23 protein-coding genes are annotated in these 26,745 nt (G+C 72.0%); 12 read left to right on the top strand and 11 right to left on the bottom strand.

From position 1 onward, the window contains the following. The first annotated feature begins 149 nt into the window (after positions 1–149). The gene (locus tag AAHF99_RS25680; RefSeq protein ID WP_342167184.1) at positions 150–1,025 is read left to right on the top strand and encodes a polysaccharide deacetylase family protein; all 876 of its coding nucleotides are present in this window, start codon (positions 150–152) and stop codon (positions 1,023–1,025) included. Between the two features lie 33 nt (positions 1,026–1,058). Here AAHF99_RS25680 and AAHF99_RS25675 read toward each other — a convergent pair whose 3' ends face one another. Continuing rightward, positions 1,059–1,862, bottom strand: coding sequence for a TrmH family RNA methyltransferase (locus AAHF99_RS25675; protein WP_342167183.1), 804 nt, complete (start codon positions 1,860–1,862; stop codon positions 1,059–1,061). Positions 1,863–2,499: 637 nt separating this feature from the next. On the opposite strand from AAHF99_RS25675, the gene AAHF99_RS25670 reads away from it, so the two are divergent. Together AAHF99_RS25670 and AAHF99_RS25665 are read left to right on the top strand one after the other, a co-directional pair. Further along, positions 2,500–3,612, top strand: coding sequence for a replication protein RepA (locus AAHF99_RS25670; RefSeq protein WP_342167182.1), 1,113 nt, complete (start codon positions 2,500–2,502; stop codon positions 3,610–3,612). A gap of 83 nt (positions 3,613–3,695) precedes the next feature. Beyond that, positions 3,696–4,190, top strand: coding sequence for a hypothetical protein (locus tag AAHF99_RS25665; protein WP_342167181.1), 495 nt, complete (start codon positions 3,696–3,698; stop codon positions 4,188–4,190). A gap of 60 nt (positions 4,191–4,250) precedes the next feature. Here AAHF99_RS25665 and gspG read toward each other — a convergent pair whose 3' ends face one another. Further along, on the bottom strand, positions 4,251–4,691 hold the full coding sequence (gspG, locus tag AAHF99_RS25660; protein ID WP_342167180.1) for a type II secretion system major pseudopilin GspG: 441 nt from the start codon (positions 4,689–4,691) through the stop codon (positions 4,251–4,253). 196 nt (positions 4,692–4,887) lie between these two features. On the opposite strand from gspG, the gene AAHF99_RS25655 reads away from it, so the two are divergent. Continuing rightward, entirely contained in the window at positions 4,888–5,664 is a 777-nt protein-coding gene (locus tag AAHF99_RS25655) for a hypothetical protein (protein WP_342167179.1), read from the top strand. Between the two features lie 5 nt (positions 5,665–5,669). Continuing rightward, positions 5,670–6,116: an A24 family peptidase gene (locus AAHF99_RS25650; RefSeq protein ID WP_342167178.1), complete on the top strand. Its 447-nt coding sequence runs from the start codon at positions 5,670–5,672 to the stop codon at positions 6,114–6,116. 52 nt (positions 6,117–6,168) lie between these two features. On the opposite strand, the gene AAHF99_RS25645 is transcribed toward AAHF99_RS25650, so the two are convergent. Continuing rightward, positions 6,169–7,383: a type II secretion system F family protein gene (locus tag AAHF99_RS25645; protein ID WP_342167177.1), complete on the bottom strand. Its 1,215-nt coding sequence runs from the start codon at positions 7,381–7,383 to the stop codon at positions 6,169–6,171. Further along, on the bottom strand, positions 7,383–9,113 hold the full coding sequence (locus AAHF99_RS25640; RefSeq protein WP_342167176.1) for a GspE/PulE family protein: 1,731 nt from the start codon (positions 9,111–9,113) through the stop codon (positions 7,383–7,385). Before AAHF99_RS25640 ends, AAHF99_RS25645 begins: the two co-directional genes overlap by 1 nt. A 135-nt stretch (positions 9,114–9,248) precedes the next feature. On the opposite strand from AAHF99_RS25640, the gene AAHF99_RS25635 reads away from it, so the two are divergent. The 3 genes from AAHF99_RS25635 to AAHF99_RS25625 are packed head-to-tail and all read left to right on the top strand — an operon-like array spanning position 9,249 to position 11,370. Further along, a complete protein-coding gene (locus tag AAHF99_RS25635; protein WP_342167175.1) occupies positions 9,249–10,334 on the top strand; it encodes a hypothetical protein in 1,086 nt (361 codons plus the stop codon). After that, complete coding sequence (locus AAHF99_RS25630; RefSeq protein ID WP_342167174.1) at positions 10,331–10,873, top strand: hypothetical protein; 543 nt, start codon at positions 10,331–10,333, stop codon at positions 10,871–10,873. The genes AAHF99_RS25635 and AAHF99_RS25630 overlap by 4 nt, the downstream gene beginning before the upstream one ends. Beyond that, positions 10,870–11,370 (top strand): hypothetical protein, encoded by a 501-nt coding sequence (locus tag AAHF99_RS25625; protein ID WP_342167173.1) that lies wholly within the window; start codon positions 10,870–10,872, stop codon positions 11,368–11,370. The genes AAHF99_RS25630 and AAHF99_RS25625 overlap by 4 nt, the downstream gene beginning before the upstream one ends. 4 nt (positions 11,371–11,374) lie before the next feature. Here the strand turns inward: AAHF99_RS25625 and AAHF99_RS25620 are convergent, their stop codons facing one another. Both AAHF99_RS25620 and gspD read right to left on the bottom strand, forming a co-directional pair. Next, on the bottom strand, positions 11,375–12,565 hold the full coding sequence (locus AAHF99_RS25620) for a glycosyltransferase family 61 protein (protein ID WP_342167172.1): 1,191 nt from the start codon (positions 12,563–12,565) through the stop codon (positions 11,375–11,377). Positions 12,566–12,739: 174 nt separating this feature from the next. Further along, positions 12,740–15,142, bottom strand: a complete 2,403-nt coding sequence (gene gspD, locus AAHF99_RS25615) for a type II secretion system secretin GspD (protein ID WP_342167171.1) — start codon at positions 15,140–15,142, stop codon at positions 12,740–12,742. A 536-nt stretch (positions 15,143–15,678) separates the two neighbouring features. Between gspD and AAHF99_RS25610 the strand changes: the two genes are divergently transcribed. Further along, positions 15,679–18,360 (top strand): RICIN domain-containing protein, encoded by a 2,682-nt coding sequence (locus AAHF99_RS25610; protein ID WP_342167170.1) that lies wholly within the window; start codon positions 15,679–15,681, stop codon positions 18,358–18,360. Positions 18,361–18,376: 16 nt separating this feature from the next. Here AAHF99_RS25610 and AAHF99_RS25605 read toward each other — a convergent pair whose 3' ends face one another. Continuing rightward, positions 18,377–19,732: an HlyD family type I secretion periplasmic adaptor subunit gene (locus AAHF99_RS25605; RefSeq protein ID WP_342167169.1), complete on the bottom strand. Its 1,356-nt coding sequence runs from the start codon at positions 19,730–19,732 to the stop codon at positions 18,377–18,379. Next, positions 19,732–21,423, bottom strand: a complete 1,692-nt coding sequence (locus AAHF99_RS25600) for a type I secretion system permease/ATPase (protein WP_342167168.1) — start codon at positions 21,421–21,423, stop codon at positions 19,732–19,734. Before AAHF99_RS25600 ends, AAHF99_RS25605 begins: the two co-directional genes overlap by 1 nt. 582 nt (positions 21,424–22,005) lie before the next feature. On the opposite strand from AAHF99_RS25600, the gene AAHF99_RS25595 reads away from it, so the two are divergent. Both AAHF99_RS25595 and AAHF99_RS25590 read left to right on the top strand, forming a co-directional pair. Continuing rightward, positions 22,006–22,710 carry a sugar transferase gene (locus AAHF99_RS25595; protein ID WP_342167167.1) on the top strand — a complete coding sequence of 235 codons (705 nt, stop codon included), beginning with the start codon at positions 22,006–22,008 and terminating at the stop codon, positions 22,708–22,710. A gap of 384 nt (positions 22,711–23,094) precedes the next feature. Beyond that, entirely contained in the window at positions 23,095–23,388 is a 294-nt protein-coding gene (locus AAHF99_RS25590) for a hypothetical protein (protein ID WP_342167166.1), read from the top strand. 5 nt (positions 23,389–23,393) lie between these two features. Here the strand turns inward: AAHF99_RS25590 and AAHF99_RS25585 are convergent, their stop codons facing one another. After that, on the bottom strand, positions 23,394–25,001 hold the full coding sequence (locus AAHF99_RS25585; protein WP_342167165.1) for an acyltransferase family protein: 1,608 nt from the start codon (positions 24,999–25,001) through the stop codon (positions 23,394–23,396). A 192-nt stretch (positions 25,002–25,193) separates the two neighbouring features. On the opposite strand from AAHF99_RS25585, the gene AAHF99_RS25580 reads away from it, so the two are divergent. After that, the gene (locus AAHF99_RS25580; protein ID WP_412759953.1) at positions 25,194–25,427 is read left to right on the top strand and encodes a hypothetical protein; all 234 of its coding nucleotides are present in this window, start codon (positions 25,194–25,196) and stop codon (positions 25,425–25,427) included. 19 nt (positions 25,428–25,446) lie between these two features. Here AAHF99_RS25580 and AAHF99_RS25575 read toward each other — a convergent pair whose 3' ends face one another. Both AAHF99_RS25575 and AAHF99_RS25570 read right to left on the bottom strand, forming a co-directional pair. Continuing rightward, on the bottom strand, positions 25,447–26,187 hold the full coding sequence (locus tag AAHF99_RS25575) for a DUF3750 domain-containing protein (protein ID WP_342167164.1): 741 nt from the start codon (positions 26,185–26,187) through the stop codon (positions 25,447–25,449). Between the two features lie 74 nt (positions 26,188–26,261). Next, positions 26,262–26,681 carry an RNA polymerase sigma factor region1.1 domain-containing protein gene (locus AAHF99_RS25570; RefSeq protein WP_342167163.1) on the bottom strand — a complete coding sequence of 140 codons (420 nt, stop codon included), beginning with the start codon at positions 26,679–26,681 and terminating at the stop codon, positions 26,262–26,264. Between the last annotated feature and the right edge of the window lie 64 nt (positions 26,682–26,745).

The raw sequence follows: 26,745 nt of genomic DNA, 5'->3' as shown, positions 1-26,745 counted from the left end.
GCGGGGTGGAGCAGTCCGGTAGCTCGTCAGGCTCATAACCTGAAGGTCGTTGGTTCAAATCCAACCCCCGCAACCAAACACACGAACAACCCGCCCGTCGAAAGACGCGGCGGGTTTTTCGTGTTCGACCTGCGCCCTATCTTGGCCGCATGACATTTCCTCATCACGGACGATACCCCTACAGCGCCCTGCCGGACCGGCCGGTCTATGACTGGCCCGGCGGCAAGCGGCTCGCGGTCTATGTCGCGCTCAACCTCGAGACCTTCGATTTCGGGTCGGGGCTCGGGGCGGAGCTGGCGCCGGGCGGGCCGCAGCCGGACGTGCTCAACTATGCGTGGCGGGATTGGGGGAACCGGGTCGGGGCGTGGCGGATGCGCGACCTGTTCGACGCGCTGCACATGCCGGTCAGCGTGCTGGCGAACAGCCGGCTCTACCGGGATTGTCCCGGCCTGATCGAGGCGTTCCGGGCGCGGGGCGACGAGATCGTTGCCCATGGGCGCAGCAACGCCGAGCGGCAGGGCGTTCTCGACGAGGCGGCCGAGCGGGCGCTGATCGCGGAGGCGACGGAGGTGCTGACCCGCGAGGAGGGCAGGGCGCCGGAGGGCTGGCTCGGTCCATGGATCTCGCAATCGCACGCCACGCCCGACCTCCTGGCCGAGGCCGGCTACCGCTATCTCCTCGACTGGTGCCACGACGATCAGCCGACCTGGTTCGCCACGCGCGGCAACCCGATCCTGGCGATCCCCTATCCGCAGGAATTGAACGACATCCCGGCCATCGTCGCGCGCAAGGAGACCGGGCGGGAGTTCGCGCAGGCGATCCTCGACGGGTTCGAGGAGATGCTGGCGCAATCCGCCTCGGCACCTCTGGTGATGGGCATCGCCCTCCACCCCTACATCACCGGCCAGCCCCACCGCCTGGGCCCGCTGCGTCGGGCGCTCGCCCACATCGCGTCCCACCGCGACAAGATCTGGCTCACGACGGCCGGCGCCATCGCGGCCCATCCGGGGATCCCAAAGGGCTAAGCCCTTTGGCGGGGTGTCGGGGCAGGGCCCCGACTACTTCCGCCCCAACGCATACAGGGTGATAGCCGCCGCGTTCGACACGTTCAGGCTGCGGATGGCCCCCGAGAACGGGATCCGCGCAAGGGTATCGCAGCAACTGCGCGTACGCTCCCGCAAACCCTTCCCCTCAGCCCCCAACACGATGACGAGGGGCCGCTGCGCGTTGAGTGCTCCCAGCTCTACCTCCGCATCGGAATCGAGCCCGACTCGGGTGAACCCCCGCTCCCCGAGTGTGATCAGCGCCTCCGCCAGATTGCGGACGGTGATGAACGGCACGTGCTCCAGCCCGCCCGAGGCGGATTTCGCGAGCACCCCCGTCGCCCCCGGCGCGTGGCGCACGGTGGTCACGATACCCGTAACGCCGAAGGCGGCGGCGGTGCGGACGATGGCGCCGACATTGTGCGGATCGGTGATCTGGTCGAGGGCGAGCAGCAGCGCGTCCTCCGGCATGGCGTCGAGGGCGGGGGCGGGGAGGGGATCCGCCTCCAGATAGAGTCCCTGGTGGACGGCATCGGCCCCGAGCAGCCGCCCGATCTCGGCGGGTCGGACGAGCTCCGGCGCGATGCGCAGGGATTCCCCGAAGGTCTCCTGCAACCGGAGGATGGCGTTCTCGCTCGCGAGGAGGCGGCGCAGGCCGCGCTTCTCGTTGGCCAGCGCCTCGCAGACCGGATGCCAGCCGTAGAGGACGATCGCGTCGTCGCCAGCGGGCCGGGGAGGGGGATCGCCGGGATGGGCCGGGCGGCCGTGATGACGGGGCCGGAAGGGCCGTCCGGGTTTGCGGGTGTCGGGTGGCGCCACGGGGAGGGCGGGCTCCTTCGAACCATGCCTGGAGGAATGAGCCTTGGGTGAAGCCTTCGCCTCGGGTTTCGTCAAGTCGGGGCTTCGTCCGGTCGCTTCACACGGCCCGTTCTGTGGACGAAACGGGGTTATTCCCTTCAAAACATGTTCGTTCCTTCTGACCCTCCCGTCCGGTTTGGCGAACGAACCTCGCGCGCATTAGGAAGATTATCAAAACATCTTTATCAGAGAGTCTGTTCAGCAGGTTATATGCCCACGCCGTTCTCCCTGTACTCACAAGTGGTTGAGGCCGGTTCCGGTATCCGACTCTGCGCGGATGCGTATGGAACTCTGCGCGGTGGCGTATGGGAGTCTGCGCCAGCGCGGCGCCCCGGCGCATGGGATTCTGCGTGGTCGCGTATGCAATTCGGCGTCGATCGGCAGGGAAGGGTGTGAAGTCCGGGGACAAGGGGGCGTATCGAACTCTGCGTGCGCCTCGGAACGAGCCGGCCCCCGCGCCGCGCCCACGGGGGAAGCGTGGCGGGGAAACGTGGATTGCCGGGACAAGTCCGAAGCGGTCACGCCCCGCGCCCGCGAATCGTGCCATGTCCTGTCGGGGGTCCGTCCGATGCGGGCCGGGGTTCGAGCACGGGACGCAATGGGGATCGAGGCAATGGTCGCGGAGATCCGCGATCCCGACCTCCTGGCCGAGCTGGAGGCCGCCCGGGGCGGCTTCCTGTTCGCGCCGATCGTCGCCCACCTGCACCATCGGCAGCGGGAGCGCGACGCCACGCGCGCCGCCCAGGGCGAGGAGGAGGCCCGCCGGGCCGACCTGTCCCGCGACCAGAAGCGGCGGGACGCGGTGCGCCTCGTCATCGAGAACGAGCCCGCCCTGCCGGAGAACCTCCAGCACATCCATTCGGTGCTGGCCCTGTGCGGCCTGCCCTATCGCGATCCGGGGGCGGTGCGGGAATTCTCCCGGACCTACGGGCGCAACTCGCTGAACCTCATCGCCGGGCGGCTCAAGGACCCCACGACGGGCGCCTTCGCGCCCCAGGGCCTGCCCTACGGGCCGAAGGCGCGGCTGATGCTCCTGCACCTCTGCACGGAGGCCGTGCGCCAGCGCAGCGCCGTGGTGCAGGTGGCCGACACTCTCTCGGGCTTCATGCGCGAGATGGGCTTCGCCGTGACCGGGGGCGAGCGCGGCACGATCCGCCAGTTCAAGGAGCAATTGAACCGGCTCGCCGCCTGCACCATGCAGATCGGCCTCTGGGACGGGCGCGACAGCGCCACCACCCTCAACGTGCCGCCGTTCCGCAGCCTCGAACTCTGGCGCTCCCGCGCGGGCGAGGGGGACGAGGTGCAGGATGGCGGGCGCACCGTGCGCTTCGACCAGGAATTCTACGAGACCCTGATCCGCCACGCCCTGCCCGTCGACATGCGGGCGGCGAAGGCCTTCTCCGGCTCGGCGCGCAAGCTCGACCTGCTGTTCTGGCTCGGCTACCGCCTGCGGGCGCTGCCCCGACCCCTGCGCCTGACCTGGAACAACCTGCACCAGCAATTCGGGGCGGAGAACGCCTCGATCCGCAGCTTCCGGCAGGGGTTCAAGGCCGACCTCGCCCACCTGCAGGAGGTATTCCCGAAGCTGCCGGCGAGCCTCGATGAGAACGGGCTCGTTCTCTCCCCCGCCGACGAGACCGCCCTGCTCGTTCCGCCCCGGAAGGGAACGAAACGGAAGATCGCAGGGAAGATGACGGAAGACGTGGAATAATTGCAGGGAATGCCGGTTATTCCGTTGCGCCGGGCCGATGTATTCCCTTATTCCGTGCAGGGAATTGACGCGGTGGGAACGGAATGGGCCTCTCGGAACACGAGGCGGAAGAGCGGCTGGCGCAGCTGAGGCGCCAGCGGGAAACCCTCGACCGCGAGATCGCAGACCTCGTCCTCTACCTCGAACTCGGCCGACGGCTGAATGCCGGGATCCCCCGGCCGGCGCCCACGCCCGCTCCCGCGCCGGAGCCCGTCGGGGAGAGGGAGGCCCCCGCTCCGGCGCCCCGGGTCCGCCGCCCCGCCGCGCCGGAGCCCGTCGCCTTCGCCGAAGATCCCACCGGCGCCCGCCGCTACGGCCGCGCCCTCGTCGAGGCCGCCTGCGCCGTCCTCCACGAGGCCGGACGGCCCCTCCATGCGCGGGAGATCCACGATGCCCTGATCGCACGGGGCTTCGCCATTCCGGGTCGCGATCCCGTGGCGGCCCTCAACACCCGGCTGTGGAAGCGCTCGGGCGAGGGCGGCCCCCTCCGGCGGCACGGGGAGGCCGTGTACGGGTTGGCCGGTGAGGGGGACACATAAAAAAAGAGCCCAGGGGCTTTGCCCCTGGACCCCACCAAAGGACTCGTCCTTTGGGATCCCTCAGTTGCTGGCGACGTCCGCGCTCTCGCCCGAACCGCCGATCTTGCCGTCGCTGCCCAGCGAGTAGACCTCGTAGGGTGACGCGCCGAGGCCCGGTGAGCGGTAGAGGTAGGGGTGGCCCCACGGGTCCACCAGGCCGCGCGCGTCGCGCACATACGGGCCGCGCCAGCCGGGGCCGGTCGGCTGCACCAGCGCCTGGAGGCCCTGGTCGGAGCTCGGGTAGCCGCCGAGGTCGAGGTAATACAGCTCCACCGCCTGCGCGATGTTCTTCACCTGGATGCGCGCCGTCTCGCCCTTGGCCCGGCCGAGATAACCCAGCACCTGCGGCGTCACCATCGTCGCGATCATGCCGATGATCGCCAGCACCACCAGCAATTCCACCAGCGAGAAGCCCGCCTCCCCGGCCTCCTCGGCCTCGGCGCGGCTCATGCTCCCGTTCATTTCCCGGCTCCGATAATCACGACGTCTATAGGCCGGCATGATGGCCGAGCTTTCTAAAGATTTCGCTGGCGCGACAAGGGTCGATCGGTGGTTTTCGCGGCAGGTTCCGGCGGTGGTTTTCACCTTTGTTAACGCCGTCCTGCGACAAAACCCTCGTACTCCCGGAGGGACGGGCCCGAAAGGGCCGGCAGAGACGATGAGCGGTTTGCGCGCGAGCCTTGTTCTTCCCATCGGCGCCGGCCTTCTGCTCGGCCTCCTGGGCGCGAGCCCGGCGCTGGCGGAGCCGCTGACCCTCGCCCTGCCGGGTCCGCTGCCGCCGGTGCGGGTGCTCACCCTGCTGGTGGGGCTGCATCTCGTCGGCCTGTGCTTCGGCCTCGGCGGGGCGACGATGCTCGATTTCTGGATCCTGCGCTGGATGCGCTGGGGGAGCCTGCCGCCGGAGATCGCGCGGATCTTCCTGTTCGTCAGCAAGGTCTGCACGGTGGGCATCGTGCTGCTGTGGCTGTCGGGGCTCGGCTTCCTGGCGGTCTACGCGGCGGAATCGCCGGAGAAGTTCCAGAACCCGAAGCTCTGGGCGAAGATCACCGTGGTGGTGGTGCTCACCCTGAACGGGCTCATCATCCACAGCGCCGTCCTGCCCGGCATCCTGCGCGATGTCGGCCGCCCGATGCTCGACGGCATCTCGGGGGCGCGCACCGGCATCTTCCTCGTCTCCGGCGCGGTCTCGGGGGTGTCGTGGTACACCGCCTTCGTGCTGGGGCTGATGCGCGAATTGAACAACGTCGTCGCCTACGGGACGCTGATCGGCCTCTGGCTCACGGGCGTGGCGGCGGGCTCCGTCGGCGCCTACACCCTCTGGCTGCACCTGCGCGAATGGAGCGCCCTGCGCCGGGGCAGGGCGGTCCCGGCCGCGTCCCGTCCGGCACGCATCCCGGCGAGCCAGTTCGTGCGGGTCGGCGCCGCCCGAGCCTGAGGCCCGTGCCCCCCGCCGACCTCCTCCTCGCCCTCGCCCCCCTGCCGCTGACGCTGCCGATCGCCTGGATCGACTGGCGGCGGCGGATCATCCCGAACGGGTTGAACCTCGCGCTGCTCGCCGCCGGGCTCGGGCTCGCGGCCTGGCAGGATCCGGAATTCGTGTGGCTGCGCGTCGGGGAGGTCGCGGTCGCCTTCGGCCTGTTCTGGGGGGTGAGGGCGCTCCATGCCCGCCTGCGTGGCCGGATCGGGCTGGGGCTCGGGGACGTGAAGTTCCTCGCCGCCGCCACGGCCTGGACGGGCCTGACCGGTCTGCCCTTCGTCCTCCTGGTGGCGAGCCTGTCGGCGCTTCTCGTGGTGGTGCTCGCCCGCCTCGATGCGAGGACACGCTTACCTTTCGGCCCGTTCCTCGCTCTGGGCCTGCACGCCGCCCTGTTCCTGACGCCGGCCTGAAAGGGGATCCCAAAGGGCAAGCCCTTTGGCGGGTGCAGGGCAGCGCCCTGCTCTACTGCGCGAGCTGCCCGACGCTCAGGATCGCCCCCATCACCGAGACGATCAGCCCGCCGATCAACCCGCCGATGGCGACGGTGACGAGGGGGGTGAACAGGGCGAGCATCCCGTCGATGCGCTGGCGGGTCTGGGTCTCGTGCATCTCGGCGGCGTGGCCGAGGACGCTGCCCAGCCGGTTCACCTGCTCACCGCTGGCGATGAGGTTCAGGGTGGAGGGGGCGTAGGGGCGCAGGCGTCCGAGGCCGGAGGCGAGGCTGCCGCCCTCCACGAGGCGCTGCCCGGCCTCGTCGAGGGCGAGGCGGAAGACGCGGTTGCCGGCGAGCGGCGTGGTGGCGGCCACGGCGTCGGGCACCGGCACCTGCGCCTGCAGGAGGGTGGCCAGCACCCGGCAGATCCGCCCGAGTTCGATGCCGATCACCACGTCCCGCACCAGGGGCAGGCGCAGGGCCAGCGCCGAGCGGGCGGCGGCGAAGCCGGGCCGGCGCCAGCTCCGCGCCAGCAGGGCGAGGGCGGCGGCGAGCCCGCCGAGGAGCACGGGCCACCACGCGGAGACGAAATCCCCCAGCGCCCCGGCGGCGCGGATGGCGAAGGGGGGCTCCTGCCCGCTGCCCTCGAACATCGGGGCGAGCGCGGGCACCAGCACGCCGACGATCATCGCGATCGTCCCGATCGCCATCAGCACCAGCAGGCCGGGATAGATCATCGCGGAGGCGAGGTGGCGGCGCACCGCGTCCCGGCGGGCGATGGAGGCGGTGAGCGAGGCGATCACGTCGGTGAGGGTGCCGGTGGCCTCGCCCGCGCGGACGATGTCGACCATGTCCTGCGGGAAGGCCTGCGGATGCGCGCCCATGGCCCGCGACAGGGAGGCGCCGCCGACGACCCGCTCCAGCAGGTCGGTGAGGATGGGGCGCAGGGCCTTGGAGGCCTGCCGCTCGGTGAGCCGCAGCGCCCGGTCGACGGTGAGGCCGGCGCCGAGCAGGGTGCCGAATTCCCGCAGGAAGGCGACGCGGGCGGCGTCGTTCACCCGGTCGCGGCCGAACAGGTCGCGCTTCCAGAAGGCGTCCGGCCCGGCGGCGGCGGGCGCGATGGCGAACACCCGCAGCCCCTCGCCCTGCAGTTGCGCCACGGCCCGCTGGCGGGTCTCGGCCTCGACCTTGCCCGCGCGGGTGCGCCCGTCGGCGGCGTAGGCCCTGTAGGCGAAATGGCCCATCAGGCGATCCCTTCGAGGACGCGGCCGACCTCGTCGAGGCTGGTGCGGCCGGCCATCGCCAGCGCCCGCCCGCTCTCGGCGAGGGAGGTCATGCCGCCGGCCCGGGCATGGGCGGCGATGGCCTGCTCCCCGGCGCGCTCCGCGATCATCCCGCGCAACGCCCCGTCGAGGAGCATCACCTCGGACACGACCATCCGGCCCCGGTAGCCGGTGCCGTTGCAGGCGGGACAGCCGCAGGGGCGGCGCAGGGTCAAGGCGCTGCCGGGGGGCAGGCCCAGGGCGATCCGGTCCCGCTCCGTGCCGGGCACGGTCTCGGCGCAGTCGTCGCAGAGGCGGCGCACGAGGCGCTGGGCGACGACACCGTTGAGCGTGGCGGCGATGAGATAGGGCTCGACGCCCATGTCCATCAGCCGGGTCACGGCGGCGGCGGCCGAGTTGGTGTGCAGCGTCGAGACCACGAGGTGGCCGGTCAGCGACGCCTGCACGGCGATGCGCGCGGTCTCGCCGTCGCGGATCTCGCCGACCATGACCACGTCCGGGTCCTGGCGCAGGATGGAGCGGAGCGCGGCGGCGAAGTCGAGGCCGATGCCGGGATGGGCCTGCACTTGGTTCACGCCGGCCATCCGGTATTCCACCGGGTCCTCGACGGTGACGACCTTGAGATGCGGCCCGTTGAGGCGCTTGAGCGCCGCGTAGAGGGTGGTGGTCTTGCCCGAGCCGGTCGGGCCGGTGACGAGGACGAGGCCGTTCGGCCGGGCGGTCATGGCCTCGATCCGCGCGATGGCCGGGGCGTCGAAGCCGAGATCGGAGACATCCTCCACCCGGCGGGAGCCGTCGAGGACGCGCAGCACCACGCTCTCCCCATGGGCGGTGGGCAGGGTCGAGACGCGGATATCCACCTCCTGGCCCCGGTCGGGGGCCTTCATGCGCCCGTCCTGCGGCAGGCGCCGCTCGGCGATGTTGAGCCCGGCCTGGATCTTGATGCGGGTGGTGAGCGCCAGCTGCACGGATTTCGCGAGCCGCTCGGATTCGATGAGCACGCCATCGACCCGGTAGCGCACCCGCATGTCGGCCTCCTCGGCCTCCAGGTGGATGTCCGAGGCCGAGAGTTCGAAGGCCTTGCGCACGAGGCGGGCGGCGAGCCGCACGATGGGCGCTTGGCTCGCCACGTCTTGCAGGCGGGCGAGGTCGTCATCGACGGCGCCGTCCTCCTCCGGCGCGGCATCGCCGTAGACGGCCCGGTGCGCCCGCTCGAACCCGCCGGGGCCGAGGAGGCGCCGTTCCACCGGCCGGTCGGCGAGGTGTTCCAGCGCCGGCACGGTCTCGGGGTCGAAGGGATCGACCACGGCCACGGTGAGCCCGTCCGGCCCGGCGGCGACGGGCAGGATCCGGGCGCGGGCGCAGTATTCGGCGCCGATCGCCTCCGGCAGGACGGGGGCGGGCGGGATCTCCTCGGGGTCGAGGATCGGCAGGCCCGTCGCCTCCGACAGGGCGGTGACGAGGGTCGCCTCGTGGATCAGCCCGAGCTCCACCAGCAGGACGGGCAGGGCGCGCCGGCCCGGCAGGTCGAGGGCGGCGAGCGCCCGCTCGTGCCCGGCGGCGTCCAGCGCCTCGCGCTCGGCGAGGAAGGCGATGAAGTCGCGCGCCGCGTCGCGGGCCCCGCGCCGGTCGCCGCGCCGGTCGGGCACCGCCCGCAGCGGGCGGCTCTTGGCGGCCCAGATGTTCAGCATCGCCCGGTCGTCCCGTTTGCCGGTTGTTCCGTCTGCATGCCACCGCTCAACGAACGAATGCAGATGAGACAACCTTAAAGGGTTGGAAATACCGGAGGCTTAACGAAGACTCACGCGATGAACCGGAGCCTGACCGTGAGCGCCCCATCCGCCGTTCCGTCCGCGTTCCGCCACTGGCTGGGCGGAGCCGGCGCGGCCCGGTTGCGGCCGATCCTCGATGCGGCGGTGCACCTGTCGGGCTTCTCCGAGCCCCGGGCCGACCGCCTGCCCACCGCCCTGACCGTGCGCCTCGGCGCGCCGGGGGACGAGGCCGTGACGGTGATCGACCGGCGCGAGGGCGCGGCGCGGACCTACCGGTTCGAGGCCGGGGCGGCGGACCTGTCCGAGCGCGTCGCGGCGGTGGCCGGCGGGCGCGGGGGCATGCGGGCCAAGGTGCTCCTCGACCCGGCCGCCTGCTTCATCCGCTGCCTCGACGTGCCGAGCGCCGCCCTGCCGCGGATGCGCGCGCTGCTGGCGGAGGAACTGGAGGCCGCCACGCCGTTCCGGGCGGCGAGTGTCTACAGCGACTGGTTCGTGGAGGGCGAGGACGTCGCCGCGCGCGCCCTGCGGGTGCGGCACGTGGTGGTCAAGCGGGCGCGGCTCGATCCGGTGCTCGACGCCCTCGCCGCGGCCGGGCTGCCGGTCGGGCCGGTGGCGGTGGGCCGCGCCGAGGACCAGACCCTGCCGGTCGATCTCCTGAGCCACGGGCACCGGGCCCTGCCGGTCCTGCTCGGCGGCGCGGGCAAGGGCGACGTCGCCCTGTGGCTCGGGGCGGGGCTGCTCCTCGCGGTGGCCTTCTGGGGCTGGCGGGCGCAGCAGGACGCGACGCTCGCCGCCCTCGACGAGGGTTTCGCCGCCGCGCGGCACGCCATCGTGGGCGTGGCGGCGCCGGTCCAGGCGGGTCTCTCGACCATCCTCGCCACTCGCGCCCCGCCGCTCGGCCGGACCTGGGACGCCCTGGCCGCCGCCCTGCCGGAGGGCGCCGCGGCGGTGAGCCTCCGTCTCGACGGGACGGGGGCGCTCGTCACCCTCTCGGCGCGGGACGAGGCGGGCGCGCTCGCGGCCCTCGGCCGGGTGCCGGGCTTCGGGCCGCCGGTCCTGCAGGGGGCGGAGGACGAGGCGGGAGGCACGCGGCGCCTCACCCTGCACCTGCCCCGCGCCGACCGGGGAGGCCGCCCGTGACGCGTCTGCCGGATCTCGCCCTGCGGCCGCTGCTGGTGCGGCTCGCCGGATGCGGCCTGCTCCTCGCCCTCGGGGCGGGGGCGGTCTCGTCCTCCCTCGATGCCTCGTCCGCCATCGAGACCGCCCGCGACCGCCTCGACCGGGCGCGGGAGCGGGCCGCCCGGCCCGAATCCATCCCGCCGCTGGTCGCGGCGGACGGGGAGGCGCTGCTCGCCGCCTTCCGCGCCCGGCTCGACGCTCTGGCGGCGGACCGGGCGGTGGTGATCGACGCGGCGACCCTCGATCCCGATCCCGCCCGCCCGGACCTGCCGCGCCTGCGCGGCATGCTGCGCGGCACGGCCGAGGGCCTGCACGGGCTGGTCCACGCCCTGGAGACCGGTGCGCCCCTCGTCGCCCTGGAGGAGACCGACCTCGGCATCGAGCGCCCGGCCGACGGGGAGATCGGCCGCCCGACCCTCATGCGCCTCAGCCTCGTGACGCGCGGCGTGGTCGCGCCGCCAGCCCCCTTGCCAGCCCCCTCACCCCGGAGGACACCGTGACGGCCCTCGCCCGGATGCTCGCCGCGAGCGGCTGGGGGTCGCGCAGCGCCTTCGCCCTGGCCGGTCTCGCGGCGCTGGCCGCCTTCGCGATGCCGGCGGAGGAGATCCCGGCCGTGGCGCGGGCGGCCTCCATCGCCCCCGCCCCGGCCGACGGCTCGGCGGTGCGCCGGCCGCTCTTCGACCCCGAGCGCCGCCCCTGGACGGCGCAAGGCAGCCGCGACCTGATCCTGCGGCCCGACCCGGCGGCGCCGGTCCTGGTGTTGCGCGGCCTGCGCCTCGACGGCGGCCGGGCGAGCGCCTTCATCGATGACGGCAGCGGCGCCCAGGGCTGGCTCGCGGCGGGTGAGGGCAGGGGCGACTGGCACGTCGCGGCGGTCGGCGCGGACCGGGTCTCGGTGGTCCAGCGCGGGCGCCGCTACGAGGCCGAGTTCCTCGGCCGCCCGGCGACCCTGCGCCCGGCCCCGTTCGCGGATGCCCCGCCCGCCTTGAGGCCGTGATCGATCACCCCGCGATACGCTCCAGCATGGCCGCCAGCGCCTGGGGATCGACGGAGAAGGATTTCTGGTGGAGGGGGCGCGGGTCGTCCGCGTCGGGCACGCCGAACAGCGCGTGGTAGGGCTGGCCGCAGGCGGCCGCCGCGTCCCAGAAGAAGGGCTCGGCCCAGCCGCTCGGCGCGAGGCAGAGGAGCGGGGTGCCGGGTGGGCTGAACACCGTGTTCGTCATGCCGGCCCCCATGATGCCCGCGACGATCCCCGCCCCCGCGAAGGCCGCGATCTGCTCCCGCAGCGACAGGTCGTCCGTCACGATCTCCTCGAAGCCGTGGTCGCGCAGGATCGGGGCGAGGTCCGCGAGGTTGCTCAGGCGGCGGGGCCAGCGCTCCGCGCGGTTCACGAACAGGCGCCGCCCCGGCGCGGCGGCGGGGACCGTGCGCTGCCCGAGATCCCGCAGGTAGGCCAGGGCCTGGGGGTTCTTGACGAACGGGTGCTCGGAGCACGGCGTCACGTAGAGGAGGTCGCGCACCCTGAGGGGGATGTCGCGATCCACGAAGCGGCAGGCGCAGGCCTGCGGTCCGGCGACCAGGGCCACGCCCTCCTGCCGGATCCGGTCGATCGCCGGGTCGAACGACGAGAACAGGCACAGCAGGGGCCGCTCCGCCTCCGCGAGCACGGCGTAGCGCGGGAAGTCGTCGGCGAGCCAGTGGCCGTAGTTAAACGACCCCACCGAGCCGGAGAAGATCACGTCGGCGCCGCCGCCGTCGAACTCGCGGATGGCGTGGCCCTTCAACTCTTCGGCGACCGCGCCGCCCCGCTCCTGCCTGTCGATGATGCGGAAGGTCTCGTAGAGGGGGATCGTCTCGCCGTCGGCCTCGACGAAGATCATGTTCCGCCAGACGACGGCGCTCCGGATCCGCACCCAATAGGAGGGGCTGGCGCTGGCATGGCGCCGGTTGACGTCCGTGTAATGGGCGCGCAGCGCGGCGATGTCGTCGGGCGACGGCCCGTCGAGGGCCGCCGGCATCGGGCGCTCCACCGCGTGCCGCCCGAAGACGGGCCGCAGGATCTCGAAGGCGGACGCGGCGAGGGCGGAGAGGGCGTGGATCCGCGCGAAGGCGATGTGCGGATCGTGCCATTCGGCGTGTGTGTAGAGGTGATGGGGGGCGCACGACACGCCCTCGTGACTCGCTCTCCGCATCGCGCGCGGTCGCTCCCGGACCTCCCGCGCGATCCCCGATGCGCCCGAGCGTAACGCGGCGTCGGATGGGGATTCGCGCAAGACCAATTGGCTAGAAGGGGCAGGCGAATGCCCGGTCCCGTCTGCGCAATACGCGATTCTACGTTCCGGCGGAAGAACGGGCGGGGTCTTCGCCTAGTCCATCATGCGCCGGAGCACGCCCTCGGTGCCGGGCAGCGGCATCGCCATGGGCGGGGGCGGGGGGACCGGGCGCACCGGCATCATCGCCCGGAACTGCTGCCGGAAATCGTCGGCGATCTTGTCCGCCTCGGCGGTGCCGCGGATGACCTTCGGGCGGATGAAGACGATCAGCTCCGTGCGGACGCGGATGTCCGAGCGGTTGCGGAAGGCGGTGCCGATGAGGGGCAGGTCGCCGAGGATCGGCAGGCTCTCGTTCGAGAGCTGCGACTTCTCCTGCACGAGGCCGCCGAGCGCCAGGGTGTGGCCGTCGTTCACCGCCACGCTGGTCGCCACCCGCCGCTGGCGGATGGTCGGCGAATTGATGGTCGAGGTGGTGGTCGGCACCACGTCGCTGACCTCCTGGTTGATGTCGAGCACCACGAGGCCGTTCTTGTTCACCCGCGGCGTCACCGAGAGGATGACGCCGGTGTCCTTCAGTTCGATCTGGTTCAGGATCGGCGCGCCGGCGGCGAGCGCGCTCTGGCCGCTCTGCCGCACGATCGGCACCTGGTCGCCGATCTGGAGCTTCGCCGTGCGGTTGTCGAGCACGGTGATGTTCGGCGAGGACAGGACATGCACCGTGGTGATGCCCTGCAGGGCGTTCAGCACCACGTTGAAGTTCGAGCCGCTCATCAGGTAGTTGAAGCCGGGGATGCCCCGCGTCGCGGCGCTGATCAGCGCGGCGGTGCCGCTGACGGCGGTGCCGGTGCCGGTGACGGGCACGGCGGACTCCGCGAGGCCCGCCGAGGCGTTGGAGGCGAGGTTCAGCCGGTCGCCCCGGTTCTGCAGGAACCATTGCACGCCGAACTGCAGCTGGTCGTTCAGCGTCACCTCGGCGATGACGGTCTCCAGCAGCACCTGCGTCGGCATCGCGTCGAGCCGCCCGAGGATGCGCAGGATCTTGTCGTACTGGTTGCGGGTCGCGGAGACGACGAGGCTGTTGTTGGTCTCGTCGGCGACGATGCCGATCATGTCCCGGCGCGGCAGGCCGGCGGCCATCCCGCCCCCCGTCATCCCGTAGCCGCCCCCCGCCTCGGCCCCGTAGCCGCTCGCGAAACCCGAGGCGAAGCTGGCGCCGCCCTGAGCCCCGCCCCCGAATCCGGCCGGCTGCGCCCCGGCACCCTGGCCGAACCCACCGCCGCCGCCGCCGAGCGGTGCCGTGGCGGCGAGGCTTCCCGCCCCACCCGACAGCCCGCCAGACACCCCGCCCGAGGGGCCGCCGGAGAAGCCGGCCTGCGCGCCGGACCCGGTCGCGGGATCGCCGCCGAAGCCGGAGGTGCCGAGCCCGGCCCCGATTCCCGATCCGTCCGCGCCGAACCCCGCCCCGCCGGCGGTGGCACCGAGGCCGCCCGCCCCGAACCCGGCGCCGGAGGAGACGTTCACGCTGGTGCCGGTCTCGGCGGCGACGACGCTCTGGAGCACGGCGGCGAGTTCCTTCGCCGAGCGGTTCTGGATCCGGTAGACGAAGAGCTGCCGCTCCCGGTCGGCGGCCAGGGCTTCGAGCTCGCCGAGCCAGACCTGGGCGCGGTCGAGATAGGCCGACCGCGACGTGACCACGAGCACGGCGCTCAGGGCCTCGTTCGGCACGAAGCGGATGACGTCGCCGGTCCCGGCGGTCTCGCCGCCAAAGATCTGCGTGAGGTCGCGGGCGATGGCCCGGGGATTGGAGCTGCGCACCGGCAGCATCGCCGTCGACATGCCGCGCATCCAGTCGACGTCGAAGACCGCGATGGTCTGGCGCAGGGTGCGGATCTGACCGGCATCCCCGCTGAGGATCAGGACGTTGCGCGCCCGGTCGGCCCGCAGCACCACGTCGCGCGGGGCGACGGCGGCCAGGATCGCCTGCATCTCGGCGGCCGAGATCCAGCGCAGGGGCACCACCACGGCGCCGGCCTCGGCGCCGACGCCGCGCACCGGCTGCAGGGTGCCCGCCCCCGCCGCCACGATCTGCGCCATGCGGCCCCGGCGTCTCAGGGCGAGGCCCCGGCTCGACAGGGCACCCTCGAACAGCGAGAGCAGGGCGGCGCGGCTCACCGGGCCGCCGGTCTGGAGGGTGATCGGCCCGCCGGCCTCCGCGTCCAGGGTGTAGCCCCAGCCGAGGGTGTCGGTGAGCACCGCCTTGGCCGCCACGGCCAGGGGCACGTCCACGAGGTCGAGGCTCACCATCCCGGCGGGGAGGGAATCCGGCGTGGCGCTCTCGCTGCCGACCAGCCGGTCGTTGCCCCGGACCACGATCCCCGCACTCCCGCGCAACCCGGCCCCGGACGCGGGGATGTCCGAGAGGGGCTCGGCGGCCGGGGCCGCCGTGGCCGCGGCGCACAGGAGTGCCGCGCCGATCATCTGTGCGCGACCCTTCATACGACCCACGGTCCCCACTTCGGCTCTGCTTCCCAGGGACAGGACTATGATTTCGTGGTTAATAAATCGCTTATTTGCAACTTACGAACGTTTCTAGCAGCCAGTAAGCTCCTAAAAGGACAGAGCAAGTCAAAATTGAGCGGAAACTGAGCGAGCGATCGCGCTGTTTGGAGTTGCATCACCTCTCCGATGAAGTTGCAATCTCTGGTTACATCGCGACGACAGTCCATGACCCCGCGACCCACCCGCAACGCGGTTCGGAACGGTCGGGATCGGACGGCGCACCCCCGACTTACTTGCCGCACGGGCCTCGCGCGGGGGCCGCAGGACCCGCCGAATCGATTTACCCTGGCGCCGGGAATCGGCGGGAAGGGATAGTTTTCGACAATAGTCTTCGCTTAAAACAAGACTGTTCATCGCGATCAAATTGTCTATCGCGCAATCCATTTGCCGCGAAAGCAGTTCATTCCGCTCGAGGCGCCGAGCGGAGATCCTGAGAGCAACGCGCCGTTCCGTTCATTGCCCCGAGGAACACCATGTCCCGTGCCGCTCCCCGGCCCCTCCGGCTCCGCAGCGCCCTGCTCTGCGCGACCGTGCTCGCCAGCGGCCCCGCCCAGGCCGCCCTGTACGGGATCGTCGTCAATCCCGTCGCCGACCCGCTGCTCGCGGGCCTGTCGATCTCGGCCTCGGCCCCGAGCGCGGGCCTGTTCTCGCCGGTGCGCGACTGGCCGATGAACGCAATCACCCTCGGCCTGCTGCCGAGCGGCAAGGTCGTGTCCTTCGGCACGCCCGGCGGGAATCCCGGCGTTCAGGACGGCCGGACCTTCGATATCTGGGATCCGACCCTGGGCTTCACCGGGGGCAGCCACAAGACCCTGCCGGGCATCACCGGCGTGAACAGCTTCTGCGGCGCGCAGGCCTTCCTCGGGGACGGGTCCCTGCTCGTGGCCGGCGGCATCTTCGACAACGGCAACGACAAGGGCAGCGTCGTCCTGAACAACCAGGCTTCGGGCCTCGGCGCCCTGCCGGCCAAGCTCGCCAACGACCGCTACTATTCCACGATGATCACCCTGCCCGACGGGCGCCAGCTCATCATGGGCGGGTCCTATCCCTATCTCGGCGGGTTCAGCGACCCCCAGGGCAGCATCGACAAGGGCTACATGACCGGCATGACGCCGGAGATCCTGGCCGGGGGCCAGTGGAGCAGCCTGTTCGGCGCCAAGAGCCGCGACGCGTTCGGGCCAGACAACAGCCGCTGGTGGTATCCCCGCGCATGGGTCGCGCCGAACGGGCAGGTCTTCGGCATCTCCGCCGACAAGATGTGGGTCCTGAACGCCTCCGGCACCGGCTCGGTGACGACATGGGCCTTCAAGCAGCCGCAGCGCAATGCCGCCAGCGCCACCGACGCGCCGAATGTCGGGCCGGTCTCGACGGCGGTGATGTACGACACCGGCAAGATCCTCCAGGTCGGCGGCAACAGCTACACGAATGGCGATGGGTTCCTGTCGTCGAGCCTCGCCACCACGATCGACGTGAACGGCACCACCCCCGTGGTCGCGGACACGGCGCCGATGAGCGTGGGCCGGGCCTGGGCGCAGGCGACCGTCCTGCCCACGGGGCAGGTCGCCGTCACCGGCGGCAGCAAGTACAATGACCAGGCGGGGGACAACGCGGTCCTGCAATCGGAGATCTGGGACCCCCGCACCGGCAAATGGTCGGTCGGCGCCTCGGGGGCGGTCTATCGCGGCTACCACTCGACGGCGATCCTGATGCAGAACGGCGCCCTGCTGATCGCCGGGGGCGGCGCGCCCGGCCCGGTGAACAACCAGAACGCCGAGATCTACTATCCGCCCTACCTGTTCACCGCCGCCAACGGCACCGCCGCCCTGGCGACGCGGCCCCGGATCGTCAGCCTCGCCTCGATCACGCCGGGCTACGGCCAATCCCTGTCGTTCGAGCTGAACTCGCCGAACGGCCTGTCGCAGGTGGTGCTGGTCGGGCTCAGCGCCGTCACCCACAGCTTCAACGCCACGCAGCGGCGCTACGTGGCGAGCTTCAGCGTCTCCGGCCAGGGCGTCACCGCCAGGATGCCGGCCTCCGGCGCCGTCGCGCCCCCCGGCTATTACCAGCTCGTCGCCATCGACACGAAGGGCGTGCCCTCGCCGGGGGTGATCGTCGGCCTCGGCGGCGTCACGGCGCCGGTCCAGGTGACGACCCCCGTCGCCCCCTCGGCCGTGGCCTCCAACGGCGGCGGCACCGGGACCGGCGGCACCGGCACGGGCGGGACCGGAACCGGCGGGACCGGCGGCACGGGCACCGGCACCGGGGGCAACGGCGGCACGGGGGGCCTCGGCGCCACGATCGGCCCGGTCGGCCTCGCCCTCAGAGCTTCGCATTCGGGGCAGTGCCTCGCCGTCCCGGCGGGCAATAATGCCGACGGCGCCCCGGTGACGCAGCAGCCCTGCACGGGGGCGGCGGAGCAGACGTGGCAGGTTCAGGCCGGCAATGGCGGGCGGACCCTCGTCAACGCGGCGACCGGCAAGTGCCTGGACATGACCCTCGCGGCGGCGCCGGGGCCGGGCTCGCAGGTCTATCAATGGACCTGCAACGGCGGCACGAACCAGGGCTGGAACCCGCGCGGACAGGGGGCCGGCAATGCCCTCGTCTCGGCCTACAACGCCAATCTCTGCCTCGACGTGAGCGGCGCCTCCACGGCGGCGGGGGCGGGGGCCATCGTCTGGTCCTGCCACGGCGGCGCGAACCAGACCTTCACCCCCGGCCCGGCGCGGATCGCCCTGAAGGCCACCCATTCCGGCCAGTGCCTCTCCGTCCCGGCGGGCAACGGCAACGACGGCGCCCCGGTGACGCAGCAGGTCTGCACCGGCGCCGCCGAGCAGGCCTGGCAGGTCAAGCTCACCGGCGGCGGCCAGACCTTCGTCAACGCCGCCAACGGCAAGTGCCTGGACCTAACCCTCGCGGGGACGCCGGGGCCGGGCTCCCAGGTCTACCAGTGGGGCTGCCACGGCGGCACGAACCAAGCGTGGCTCGGCCGGGCGCAGGGCAACGGCTCCTCGCTCGCCTCGTCCTACAATGCCGGGCTCTGCCTCGACGTGAACGGCGCGGCGGTCACGAGCGGCGCGGGGACGATCGCCTGGACCTGCCAGGGCAGCGCCAACCAGACCTTCGGCGCGGTGGCCGTGACCTCCGCGACGCAATAGGCCCCGGCGGGGCCCCTCACCGTTCCTTCCAAGCCTTCGCGATCTGGTCGGTGAGGGGCTTCGTCAGATAGGAGAGCACCGAGCGCTCGCCGATCTGCATGTAGGCCTCCACCGGCATGCCCGGCACGAGGCGCAGGGCGCCGAGGGCTTCCTTGGCGCTCGGCTCCAGGCGGACGCGGGCGGTGTAGTAGGATTGCCCGGTCTTCGGGTCCTGGGTCACGTCGGCCGAGACCCGCACGACCTCGCCCGCCACCTCCGGCGTGGTGCGCAGGTTGAAGGCCGAGAAGCGCAGCATCGCGCTCTGCCCGAGGCGGACGTTGTCGATGTCCTGGGGCTGGACCCGCACCTCCACGAGGAGCTGGTCGGCCTGGGGCACGATCAGCATGGCGGGCTCGTTCGGAGTGACGAGGCCGCCCACCGTGTGGACCGTCATCTGGTGGACGACGCCGTCCTGCGGAGCACGCATGTCGATGCGCATCAGCTGGTCCTGCGCCGCCACCCGCTTCTCGATGAGCTCCGACCACTTGCCCCGGATCTCGGCGAGGTCCTTGCCCACCTCGGTGCGCATCTCCCGGTCGATCTGGTAGATCTGCAACTCGGTCTCGGCGATCTTGCCGCGCGAGGAGGCCGTGGCGGCGACGAGCTGCCCGCGCTCGCCCTCCAGCCGCGCCGCGTCGCGCTCCAGCCCCGTCACCCGCGAGATCGGCACGAGGTTCTTGGCGAAGAGGTCGCGCACGCCCGTGAGCTCCTGCTGGATCAGGGCGATCTCGCGGTTCTTGGCGGCGGCCTGCTCGCCGAGGCCCCGGATCTCCTGGCCCAGCTGCGCGATGCGCTCGGTCAACTGCGCCTTCTGGCCCTCGCGGGCGGCGACCCGCGACTGGAACAGCCGCGCCTCGCTCTCGATCAGGTGGGCGATGGCGGGGTTGCCGCGGGCGCGGGAGACGAGGTCGTCGGGGAAGACGACCGCCGTCGCCCCGTCGCGCTCGGCCTCGTCCCGCGCCCGGCGGGCGGCGAGCTCATCCAGGGCGTTCAGGACGATGTCGAGGTTGGTGCGGATCTGCGTCCCGTCGAGGCGCACGAGGATGTCGCCCGCCTGGACCCGGCTGCCCTCGCGCACGAGGATCTCGCCGATCACGCCCCCGGTCGGGTGCTGGACCTTCTTCACGTCCGACTCGACCACGAGCAGGCCGGGGGCGATCACCGCCGCCGAGAAATGGGTCAGGGCCGCCCAGCCGCCGATGCCCGGCACCAGCACGAGGCCGAGGCCCAGCGCCGCGATGAGGTGGCGGCGGATCGAGGGGAGGGCCAGCGCCGGGGGCGGCGCGAGGGGCGCCCCGAGGGAGCCGATGGCGGGGATGGTGGTCGTGCTCATCACGCGCTCTCACGCAGGGTCGCGACGGCCTGGGCCGGGGAGGGGGCGGGAACCGGGGTCGCCGGACGCAGGACGTGCTTCAGCACCTCCTCCTTGGGCCCGAAGGCCTGGACCCGTCCGTCCGACAGGACGAGCACCATGTCGAGGGCGGCGAGCGCGCTCGGCCGGTGGGCGATCACCACGCAGATGCCGCCCCGGCGGCGCACGCCGACGATCGCCTCGGTGAGGGCGGCCTCGCCCTCCGCGTCGAGGTTGGAATTGGGCTCGTCGAGGACCACGAGGAACGGGTCGCCGTAGAGGGCGCGGGCGAGGCCGATGCGCTGGCGCTGCCCGGCCGAGAGGCCCGCGCCGTTCTCGCCGATGCGGGTGTCGTAGCCCTCCGGCAGCCGCAGGACCATGTCGTGGACGCAGGCCGCCCGCGCCGCCGCCAGCACGGCGGCCGGATCCGCCCCGTCCTCGAACCGGGCGATGTTCTCGGCCACCGTGCCGGGGAACAGCTCCACCTCCTGCGGCAGGAAGCCGAGATGCGGGCCGAGGGTCTCGCTCGACCATTGGTCGAGGGCCGCGCCGTCGAGGCGGACCTGCCCGCGCACCGGCGCCCAGATGCCCACCAGGGCGCGGGCGAGGGAGGACTTGCCCGAGGCACTTGGGCCGATCATCCCGAGCCCCTGGCCGGCGGCGAGGGCGAAGGTCGCCTCCTGCACCGCCAGACGCCGGGAATTGGGGGGCGAGACGGCGATCCCCTCCACCGCCAGGGAGCGCACGGGGGCGGGCAGGGCGTGGGGACGGGGTGCCTCCGGCAGGCGGGCGAACAGGTCCGACAGGCGCCGCCAGCTCTGCCGTGCGGCGGCGAAGCCCTTCCAGTGGGCGATGGCGAGCTCGGCCGGGGCGAGGGCGCGGGAGACGAGGATCGAGGAGGCGATGATGATGCCGCCCGTGGCCTCGTTGTGGATCACCAGCCACGCGCCCAGCGCCAGCACGCCCGATTGCAGGGCGGTGCGGAACACCTTCGACAGGGCGCCGTAGCCGCCGACCGCGTCCGAGGCGCGCTGCTGGGTGAGGGCGTAATCGCGGTTCACGAGGCCCCAGCGCCGGCCGAGCCGGCCCTGCATGCCGAGCGCCGCCAGGGATTCGGCGTTGCGCCGGGAGACCTCCGCGAGGACGCTGCGCTGCTGGGCGTGGACCGCCGATTGCGCGGTGGGCTTGCGGGTCGCCCGGTCGTTGAGCAGCGTCACCGCCACCAGGACCAGCATGCCGACGACCGCCGCCACGCCGATGAGCGGGTGGAACAGGAAACAGATGGCGAGGTAGACCGGCATCCACGGCAGGTCGAACAGGGCCGACGGCCCGCCGCCGGACAGGAAGGCCCGCAACTGGTCGAGGTCGCGCAGGGCCATCGTCCCGTCCGGGCCGAGGCCGCCCCGCAGGGGCGCGCGCACGGTCACGTCGAAGACCCGCCCGCTCAGGGATTCGTCCAGCGCCATGCCGATGCGGACCAGCACCCGCGCGCGGATTGCTTCCAGCAGGCCCTGCAGCACGTAGAGCATGAGGGCGAGCACGCAGAGGCCGATCAGGGTCGGCACCGACCGGCTCGGGATCACCCGGTCGTAGACTTCGAGCATGAAGAACGAGCCGGTGAGATAGAGCACGTTCACCAGCGCGCTCATGCACGCCACGCCGATGAAAGCCATCCGGCAGCGCTCGAGCGCCGCGACGAGCGTGGGAGGACTGCCTGTCATCACAACCGGAACTCGCGTGGAGTGGCGTTTCGGGCGTATTACTTGTGCGGATGCTTGCAAGTACGCCGGATCGTCGCCGTTGCCGACGAATCGGGACCATGATCGCGATTGGTTAAGATTTTTCTGTGGCAGCCGCGGCGTCGGCGCCGCAGGGGGACCGGCCCCGGCCGGGCGCCTCAACCCGCTGAGAAACAGCCAAGTTTCCGGATGGCGAAAATTTTTTAGGCCAGAATGTTTTCCAAACCGGGCCGCGCGGGCCGGGTCTCCTCGAACCGTCTTGGGCAACGCCCGAACCCGAATACCGCAGTGCAACGTGGGCCTTGCCGGCAACCGTCGCAGTATTCAGTCAAGCTTCTCAATTTAGAGAATATAGTCCTGAAAAACGTAAGTTGCGAAACCGTTCCACACGCATATTCAAAAAATTAGGCAAAATGCCCCAAGTCTCGCCTTGAGTTGTGCAACGCAATCTGGCAATCGAAACTTAATACCTCGTAAAAATTGACGGCCACATTTGTGCGTCGAGAAGGATGCGGCATGCTGCTTCACAACCTGCCTCTGGTCGCGTGGCGATCCCGCAAGGTCGCCACCGGCACACAGACCGAGGCGAGGTATGGCCGCAGCCTCATCCTGGATCGGGCGCCCAAGCGTCTGTTCGACCTCAGCGTCGCCTTGGCCTGTCTCTTCCTGCTGCTGCCGCTCTTCGTGCTGGTCGCGTTCCTGGTCTGGGCCGTCGACCGCAAGTCGCCGTTCTACAGCCACCGCCGTCTCGGGAGAGGTGGAAAGACCTTCGGCTGCCTGAAGTTCCGCTCCATGCGCATGAACGGCGACGAGATCCTGCGGCGCCACCTCGCCGAGAACCCCGCCGCGATGGCGGAGTGGACGCAGAACCGGAAGCTCAAGAACGACCCCCGCATCACGATCATCGGCCATGTCCTGCGCAAGACCAGCCTGGACGAGCTGCCGCAGCTCATCAACATCCTGCGCGGCGAGATGAGCCTCGTCGGCCCGCGCCCGATCGTCGATGCCGAGCTGGAGAAGTACGGCGACGCGGCCTCCGCCTATTTCGCCGTGCGTCCGGGCCTCACCGGCGCGTGGCAGATCAGCGGCCGGTCGGACACGACCTATGACGAGCGCGTCCGCCTCGACCGCCAATACGTCGAGTCGCGCAGCTTCGCCGGCGACATCGCGATCATCCTGCGGACGGTCCCGGCGGTGTTCCTGGTCAAGGGCTCCTACTGAGCCCCACGCCCATCTCGGATCCGGTACGACAAACCCCCGCGCGGTCGCCCGCGCGGGGGTTTGTCGTTGTGCGGCCCGGCGCTTCGCGCCTGGGATACCGCATCATGAATGAATTCCATCCCACTGATCTATGTGATCGTGGCTGTGATCCATTTTCCGTCATGCTGCGGATCGCGCGCGGCGATCACGGTCTCGCGCTGGTGTGAATTGTTTCGATCTCGGAAAATTGTCTTTCTTTTCGAGGGTCGATTACGGACAAGGCACACCTATATGAGTTTCTTCAGCGATGCGGTTCATGGTGTCCGCATCGGGCACGGATGAGACCTCTGAACCTCGCCTGCCGAGCCGTCGCGATGCCGTGGAATCGGAAGCCGGAGTAAACCGATGGAGACGACGGGAGTTCTGGGACTCTTCGGCCTGTTCGGGATCGTGTGCGGCTTCTACGTCTCCGTGGTGGGCTTCGCCGTGACCGCCGTGGCGATCGTGAGCGTGCTCGGCGTCATGGCCCTGTTCGTCGGGGGCCCGATGGGCGGCTGGATGCCGGCGGGCGCCTTCGTCGCCATGCAGGTGGGCTACTTCCTCTGCCTCGTCGGCACGGCCGTCGTCGGCCATCTCCGGGGCCTGTCGCCCAAGGATTCGCGCCGCACCGAGCGCGACCTGCACATCCACCACGAATAGGGGCCTCACCCCCCGGACGGGAGGCTGAGCACCGCCATCCGGCCCGATTCGTCGACCACCACCGGCACGAGCGGGCCCGCGCCGCAGGCCTCGGCCGGCACGCGCACCCGGTAGCCGATCCGCCGCTGGCCCAGGCCCGCGAAGCCCGGCTGCCCGGTCAGGTCCCGGCGCAGGCGGCGGGGCCGCTCCACGGCGACGCGCCGCCCGCCGCAGAACAGCGCCAGCTGCATCCCCCGCCCCGGCCGCGCCGGATCGAAGGCGTAGGCGCTCACCAGGATCTCGTTCGCACCGATGGGCTCCAGGCTCTCGACCCGCGCCAGCAGGGTGTCGGGCAGGGCGAGGCCGCGCGCGGCGATGGCCGTGCCCGCGGAGGCGGGCGACGCGAAGGCGTCGGGGGGCAGGGCGGCGAGGGCGCCCCTGGCCCGGAACTCGGCCCAGTCGTTGCGGGCGGTCTCGGTGCTGCCCCAGAGGGCGCAGGCCGTGAACACGACGAGGAAGGCGGTCACGCCCCGCGTCAGGGCCGCCGGGCGCGCCCCGTCGAGGCGCGCGCGCAAGCGCCGGTACAGGGCGACGTCGAGGGGCCCGAGCAGGGCCGCGACTGCCAGCGCCCCGGCGAGGCTCACCGCCGCGTAGGCGGCCCCGTTCCAATGGGGCGGGCAGGCCCAGTTGGCCAGCATCAGCACCGGCGGGTGGGCGAGATAGAGGACGTAGCTCCAATCCCCCAGGGCGATCAGCCCCCGCGTCGCCCGGCCCTCGCGGCGGATCGGCGTCGCGGTGACGGCGGCGCCGACCAGCAGCACCGCCGCGATGCCGCCGAGCCAGCGTGCGGCGGCGGTGTCCACGAAGAAGCACGCCGCCGCGAAGGGCAGGATGAGGAGCGCCGCCAGCGGGCGCACCCAGCCCGCCGCGATCAGGCGCGGCAGGAGCAGCCCGCCCGCGAAGGGCACGCAGGCGGCCGTCACCGGCACGAGGTAGAGCGGCGGCGGCATCATGTTGCGGCTGTCGGGGGGCAGCAGCGGGAAGGCCACGGCGAGCAGCACGAGCCAGCCGGCCGCGACCGGCACGAGGCGCCGCGCCTGCCCGGCCAGGGCGAGGAGGAACAGGCCGACGTAGAAGGTCACCTCCAGGACGAGGGTCCATTCCACGTTCAGCGGGGACGAGCGCGGCCCCCCCGGCGCAAGGGACAGGGCGAGAACGGAGAGGCCGCCGAATTCCAGGCGCAGCGCCGCGAACACGGCCGCGAACAGGGCCACCACCGCGAAATAGGTCGGGAAGATGCGGCTCACCCGGTGGGCGAGGAAGACGAGGGGCGGATCGCGGGTGACGAGCCGCGCCATCAGGAACCCGGACAGGGCGAAGAAGATCGCCACGCCCCAGACGCCCATCAGCCCGTCGAGGGCGGCGAAGGGCCGCCCGGCCCCTCGCAGGGTCTGCCCGTAGACCGCGACGTGGTGGACGAGGACGAGGCCCGCCGCCAGCGCCCGCAGGAGCTGCAGGTTGGTGAGTTCCCCGCCCGCCCGCGCGATGCCCTCGGCCGGCGCCACCGCGCCGGGCGCGGAATGGGGCGCGGCGGCCGCGATCTCGGGAACGTCCCGGCTGAGGCGTGTCGGCATGGTCCTGGTCCCGGGCGGCACCGGTCCCCGGCCGGCGCGCCCGTGCCCGATGGGCAAGAAACATGGCTCCCGTGTGGTCGGCCCGGCCCGGGGATGGAGCGGGGATGGGGCGGCCGGCCGCACGGAACGTGATCGGCCCTTCCCGGTTGGCCCCACTCACCCACCCCGATCGACACTCGAAGGACAAGAGCCATGGCCAAGGCGAGCAAGCACAGCGTCGGCTCGGGCGCGCAGGGCAAGGGCTCCGGCTCCGGCGCGATGACCGAGTTGCCGGACGGCGTCCTCCCCGAGAACATGGTGCTGAGCAACCGCGACAAGGCTCAGCACAGCGACGAGCGCGGCCTCGACGGCAAGAACGTCCAGACCGAGCAGTACCAGGACCACGCGGGCAACCGCCGGAGCGACGACGACCAGCAAGCCGGCTGAGCCCGGCTCAGATCCCGGCTCAGATCCCGACTCGGCCGAGGCCGGGCAGCTTCAGGCCGGGGCGGCGCAGGTCGAACCCGGCCACCGCCCCGAGGAGGTTCACCTCGACCCCCTCCACCCAGGCCACCGTCAGCCCGACATAGCCGCCGAGGTTGATGCGGAAGCCGGTGCCGGAGGGGGTGGGCCCGACCCAGCGCCCGTCATAGGGGAAGTCCTTCCCGATGGCGGTCGCGGGCAGGCTCGCCCGCATCTCGGGCACGGCGCTCATCACCGCCGCCACGAAGGTGTTGGAGTTCGGCCCCGGCCAGAGCCGGTAATCGCCGATCTTCGCATAGCGGTAGGTGTCGATGGTGTCGCGGATGCGCGGCAGCATCCGTTCCGCCTCCGCGCCGTCGGCGGCGAAGACCACCTCCGGCACGCTGCCGAACCAGCGCCCGTCCGGCACGAAGCGGTCCACCCAGATCGGCAGGCCCCAGGCGGTGTAGTCGAAGCGCCGGTAGGCGCGCTCGCCCGGCCCCTTCACGACGATCCAGCTGTGGGTGGCGACGATGCCGCGCCAGCTCACCGTCCGCGCGGAGAACACGCGCACCACCGCCTCGGGCTTGCGCGCGGCGGGGGGCAGCAGCCCCGCGCTCGACCGGTCGGCCGAGCGCCAGTCGGCGATGTCGTTGCGGAGGTAGTAGCGCGCCGCCGAGACGGCGATCGGCGCGAGGAACACGATCACGAAGGCGAGGAAGGCGATGCGGAGCACGGGTCTCATCCGGGGGAGGGGGACCCCGCTGATCTAGGCGCCCGCGACGGCCGGCGGCAGGGCCGTGCGACCCCGCGTGTGTCTCAGAGCCACAGCAGGATCGCCCCGATCACCAGCACCACCGCGAGGCCGGCGAACAGGACGACCCGGCCGACGCCCTCGTCCCCGGGATCCGCGCGGCCCGGACCCGCCGCCGGGGGCGGCTCCGCCCCGGCGGCGGGCCTGTCGCCGGGACCGGTGGAGGCGAGGGCGGGGGGCGGATCAGGGTCCGGCGCGGCGAGGGTGAAGCGCGGGGCGGCGACGGTCTCGCCGCGCGGGCCGAGCGCGTCCGGCTCGACGCTCACCCCGGCCGCTTCCAGTTCGAGCATCACCAGGACGAGGGCGTCGACATCGAGGGCCTCGACCGGCAGGGCCGCCTGAAGCTCGCTGGCGGTGAGTTCCCCGCGCTGCCGCCCGAGGGCGATCAGCCGGTCCAGGGTCGCGCGGTCGATCGGTGCAGCCATGGACATCCGTCGGCGGGGTCGGGAAGGGGGCGTCTCGCCGGGAATGTAGGGCGGAGGGAGAACC

Origin of the sequence: Methylobacterium litchii (assembly GCF_038442315.1) — a bacterium.
GTDB classification, from domain to species: Bacteria; Pseudomonadota; Alphaproteobacteria; order Rhizobiales; family Beijerinckiaceae; genus Methylobacterium; species Methylobacterium litchii.
Note: the sequence above shows the minus strand (reverse complement) of the source record. Positions and strands in the feature narration are given on the sequence as shown.

What these genes read in the sequence shown, in the direction of transcription:
- AAHF99_RS25680 (WP_342167184.1), top strand. Translation starts at nt 150, where the DNA reads ATGACATTTCCTCATCACGGACGATACCCCTACAGCGCCCTGCCGGAC.
- AAHF99_RS25670 (WP_342167182.1), top strand. Translation starts at nt 2,500, where the DNA reads ATGGGGATCGAGGCAATGGTCGCGGAGATCCGCGATCCCGACCTCCTG.
- AAHF99_RS25665 (WP_342167181.1), top strand. Translation starts at nt 3,696, where the DNA reads ATGGGCCTCTCGGAACACGAGGCGGAAGAGCGGCTGGCGCAGCTGAGG.
- gspG (WP_342167180.1), bottom strand. Translation starts at nt 4,691, where the DNA reads ATGAACGGGAGCATGAGCCGCGCCGAGGCCGAGGAGGCCGGGGAGGCG.
- AAHF99_RS25655 (WP_342167179.1), top strand. Translation starts at nt 4,888, where the DNA reads ATGAGCGGTTTGCGCGCGAGCCTTGTTCTTCCCATCGGCGCCGGCCTT.
- AAHF99_RS25645 (WP_342167177.1), bottom strand. Translation starts at nt 7,383, where the DNA reads ATGGGCCATTTCGCCTACAGGGCCTACGCCGCCGACGGGCGCACCCGC.
- AAHF99_RS25640 (WP_342167176.1), bottom strand. Translation starts at nt 9,113, where the DNA reads ATGCTGAACATCTGGGCCGCCAAGAGCCGCCCGCTGCGGGCGGTGCCC.
- AAHF99_RS25620 (WP_342167172.1), bottom strand. Translation starts at nt 12,565, where the DNA reads ATGCGGAGAGCGAGTCACGAGGGCGTGTCGTGCGCCCCCCATCACCTC.
- gspD (WP_342167171.1), bottom strand. Translation starts at nt 15,142, where the DNA reads ATGAAGGGTCGCGCACAGATGATCGGCGCGGCACTCCTGTGCGCCGCG.
- AAHF99_RS25610 (WP_342167170.1), top strand. Translation starts at nt 15,679, where the DNA reads ATGTCCCGTGCCGCTCCCCGGCCCCTCCGGCTCCGCAGCGCCCTGCTC.
- AAHF99_RS25605 (WP_342167169.1), bottom strand. Translation starts at nt 19,732, where the DNA reads ATGAGCACGACCACCATCCCCGCCATCGGCTCCCTCGGGGCGCCCCTC.
- AAHF99_RS25600 (WP_342167168.1), bottom strand. Translation starts at nt 21,423, where the DNA reads ATGGCTTTCATCGGCGTGGCGTGCATGAGCGCGCTGGTGAACGTGCTC.
- AAHF99_RS25595 (WP_342167167.1), top strand. Translation starts at nt 22,006, where the DNA reads ATGCTGCTTCACAACCTGCCTCTGGTCGCGTGGCGATCCCGCAAGGTC.
- AAHF99_RS25590 (WP_342167166.1), top strand. Translation starts at nt 23,095, where the DNA reads ATGGAGACGACGGGAGTTCTGGGACTCTTCGGCCTGTTCGGGATCGTG.
- AAHF99_RS25585 (WP_342167165.1), bottom strand. Translation starts at nt 25,001, where the DNA reads ATGCCGACACGCCTCAGCCGGGACGTTCCCGAGATCGCGGCCGCCGCG.
- AAHF99_RS25580 (WP_412759953.1), top strand. Translation starts at nt 25,194, where the DNA reads ATGGCCAAGGCGAGCAAGCACAGCGTCGGCTCGGGCGCGCAGGGCAAG.
- AAHF99_RS25575 (WP_342167164.1), bottom strand. Translation starts at nt 26,187, where the DNA reads ATGAGACCCGTGCTCCGCATCGCCTTCCTCGCCTTCGTGATCGTGTTC.
- AAHF99_RS25570 (WP_342167163.1), bottom strand. Translation starts at nt 26,681, where the DNA reads ATGGCTGCACCGATCGACCGCGCGACCCTGGACCGGCTGATCGCCCTC.